The sequence below is a fragment of the Solidesulfovibrio alcoholivorans DSM 5433 genome, assembly GCF_000702665.1.
In the GTDB taxonomy this organism is placed as follows: domain Bacteria; phylum Desulfobacterota; class Desulfovibrionia; order Desulfovibrionales; family Desulfovibrionaceae; genus Solidesulfovibrio; species Solidesulfovibrio alcoholivorans.
Genome location: NZ_JNJA01000053.1, coordinates 1 through 2,505, shown reverse-complemented (window position 1 = coordinate 2,505; position 2,505 = coordinate 1). Strand labels below are relative to the sequence as shown.

The window sequence follows — 2,505 nt, the reverse complement described above, 5'->3', positions numbered from 1 at the left end:
CTGAAAACTTCCGTCGCTGGGACATTGAAAACCGTCCTCCTCGCTTGAGGACTATAGCTTAGCAGGCTGTCCAATTTTCCGCGACCACCTCAGACTTTGCGGCCCGAGTAAATGAAGCACTCGCGAGGAATGTCGATGTCGGGATTACTCCTGGCATTCTGGATGGTTCGCCAGTTGATGGCCCCGTCAGTCAGTTCGTCCAGGGCGAGCCCGGCAAAGACCGGAGGTAGGACTGACTGTAGGGTCGAAACGGTTTCATCAAGGATGTTGGACATGAAGCCTCCCGTGAGGGTTGTCTTTCACGGGAGGCTAGCGAATTGGTAAGTCGGAAGGGATGGACAAAATGCGGGACAAACAGGGATATTTTATTTTGTATTTTTCTTCTTTGGTTTCAGCATCCTGGATGCTCGTTTGATGCATGCGTCCTTGCTTGTGCCTCCCTCTTTGAAATTCATGAGCTGCCCGATCCGCTCTCTTGTCAGCCCCCGGGCTTGTAGTTCGTTGGCAATGAGTGTGTGATCGCGGCAGAGGGTTTCGAGTATTAGGACTATGCTTTCTTTTGTTATGTCATGAAGCGAGAAATTTGTATGTTGAATGGTAATATCTTCAGAATTTATAAAATTACGTTTTTCTTGCTCGATTTGTTTGAGCAGGTCTCTTTTTTGGGCAAATTCAGTGATGGTCGTTGGGTTTAGTTTGCGAAGTGTTTCGAGTTGTTCGTCAAATTCATATGACTCAAATACTTCTCTATATGCTATTCTAAATTTGTTTTTGTTTTCTTCGGAATGTGTTTTTGAATTGTTTTGGCTCGTTTTGAATAGAAAATATGGCAATGGATATTGTTTATCTTCAAAAAAAGTTTTAAGATTTTGTTTGCTTGTATGGACTTGTGAAAAATTGTCGAGAATGAAGGAAATGTCTAGCGAGTTGTCAGAATTGTTGTAGGATTTCCCTTCGATTTTTATGTGTAGTCCTTCAAGAATAAACACGATAATTGTAAGTTTTAGTAAAGTTTCAATATTTTCTGCAGTGTTGTTGCCTTCTTGGTAGAGGTCCATCGTGCGGCCAAAGGCGTCTTGTAGCCATATGCTTGCATTGCCTTTGTTGTATCTTATGTAACGTTCAATTATGTAGTTGATTCTACCAATATCTGTGTAATATTGGTCATTGCTTTCAATGAGCGCGGTTATTAATTCTGTTGCTGAGAAAATAGATTTTTTCATTTTAAAACTCGTGCTGCGATAGCGCGTTGTGCGCTGATATGCTGTGCCATGGAGGAGTTTTGGTTCATGGTGATCCTGCCGGGCTACACTGCAAATAAGCGTTTGGGGTCGACCTTGAAGACCCTGGACAGGGGGAGGCGGGCTTATCGTTTTCCTGAGAGCCGCTGGCACGATGGTCACTCGCGGCTTAGGTCGGGGAAATGTCGTTATCGTCTTTCTCGTCGAAAACCGCACTGGGTGCAAAACGCCTTGTCTCCTGCTTTCCAGGAAGGTTTCCCGCAGGCTGGGCAACACGGTCCATGTACGGCTCCGCAGTCCGGACATTTCAGGACGTAGGCATCTTGCGGCATGGTCAACCGTTGTCGCTTATCCGGTTCATGTCCGCAGGGGGGATGAGGCCAGCGTTCCTTTTGCTGTGCCGCATCAAACCACGTCTGGAACCAATCGGCCTCTATCATCACGTACGGCTCCTCCTTGCCGCACTGGTGGCAAACGGCCACACCCTGGCGAATGACATTCTCCGAGCCGCAGATACCACAGCACCCTCTGTTCCGCCTTTTGTCCTTGCAAGCCGTTTCGTGTCGATCACGGCGACCCTTGCGATCATCTGGGGTATCTACCTCACAGGCTTCCCGCATGAGGTCGTGTTTTAGCTTGGAATCCATATACCCTTCGTCAGGCGTCCGCACCGCAGGGGAAGCGCAGCATATCAAAGCTCCTTGGGGTCAAAGCCCCCATGGGGGTGTCTACCGCGCCAGGAAATCTAGGGTCACTCCCGCTTGTTTCAGCCCCGCAAGGGCACGACACAGGGCCTCCGTTTCGGCGTCGTTCTCCTCGGGCGCGGAGCGAACAGCTTTCAGCACATCATGAATGGCCACGGCCAACGCACGGGGGTCGCTTTCTTCCATGGCGGCGCGGAGATATTGGACCGCCTGTTCCGGGTCGCTCAAAAGCTCTTTAAGCGTGTCATCGAAGTCACGGACGGGACTCATGTTTCCCTCATGTGTTCAGGCCGGAACAAACTCCACCTTGATTTTGCATCCGGTGGCGTGGGCGTAGCGCTTTAAGGTGTCGATGGAGACGTTTGAACGGCCGCCCTCGGTCTTCGCCACTACGGGCTGTTCGACGCCCATGCGCTCGGCAACTTGCGCTTGGGTCAAGCCGGCTTTCTACCGGGCGTCCAGCATGGTGATCGGCGACAATTACTCCTGAGCATCAGCGACAATTAGAATTGTGCATCCACCTCCCCTTGGAGGCTGGCGGCTGTCTCCCCCCGGGAAAG

4 protein-coding genes are annotated in these 2,505 nt (G+C 50.3%); all 4 read right to left on the bottom strand.

The genetic code is table 11. The annotated features are described in order from the left end of the window. Positions 1-89: 89 nt before the first annotated feature. Positions 90-275 (bottom strand): hypothetical protein, encoded by a 186-nt coding sequence (locus Q368_RS0122715; protein ID WP_029461298.1) that lies wholly within the window; start codon positions 273-275, stop codon positions 90-92. 90 nt (positions 276-365) lie between these two features. Beyond that, a complete protein-coding gene (locus Q368_RS26400) occupies positions 366-1,517 on the bottom strand; it encodes a hypothetical protein (protein WP_156955906.1) in 1,152 nt (383 codons plus the stop codon). Between the two features lie 452 nt (positions 1,518-1,969). After that, entirely contained in the window at positions 1,970-2,215 is a 246-nt protein-coding gene (locus tag Q368_RS0122705; protein WP_029461296.1) for a helix-turn-helix domain-containing transcriptional regulator, read from the bottom strand. Between the two features lie 15 nt (positions 2,216-2,230). Further along, on the bottom strand, positions 2,231-2,383 hold the full coding sequence (locus Q368_RS25385) for a helix-turn-helix domain-containing protein (RefSeq protein WP_245611461.1): 153 nt from the start codon (positions 2,381-2,383) through the stop codon (positions 2,231-2,233). Between the last annotated feature and the right edge of the window lie 122 nt (positions 2,384-2,505).

Coding starts and splice junctions, on each gene's coding strand:
- Q368_RS0122715 (WP_029461298.1), bottom strand. CDS start 275: ATGTCCAACATCCTTGATGAAACCGTTTCGACCCTACAGTCAGTCCTA.
- Q368_RS0122705 (WP_029461296.1), bottom strand. CDS start 2,215: ATGAGTCCCGTCCGTGACTTCGATGACACGCTTAAAGAGCTTTTGAGC.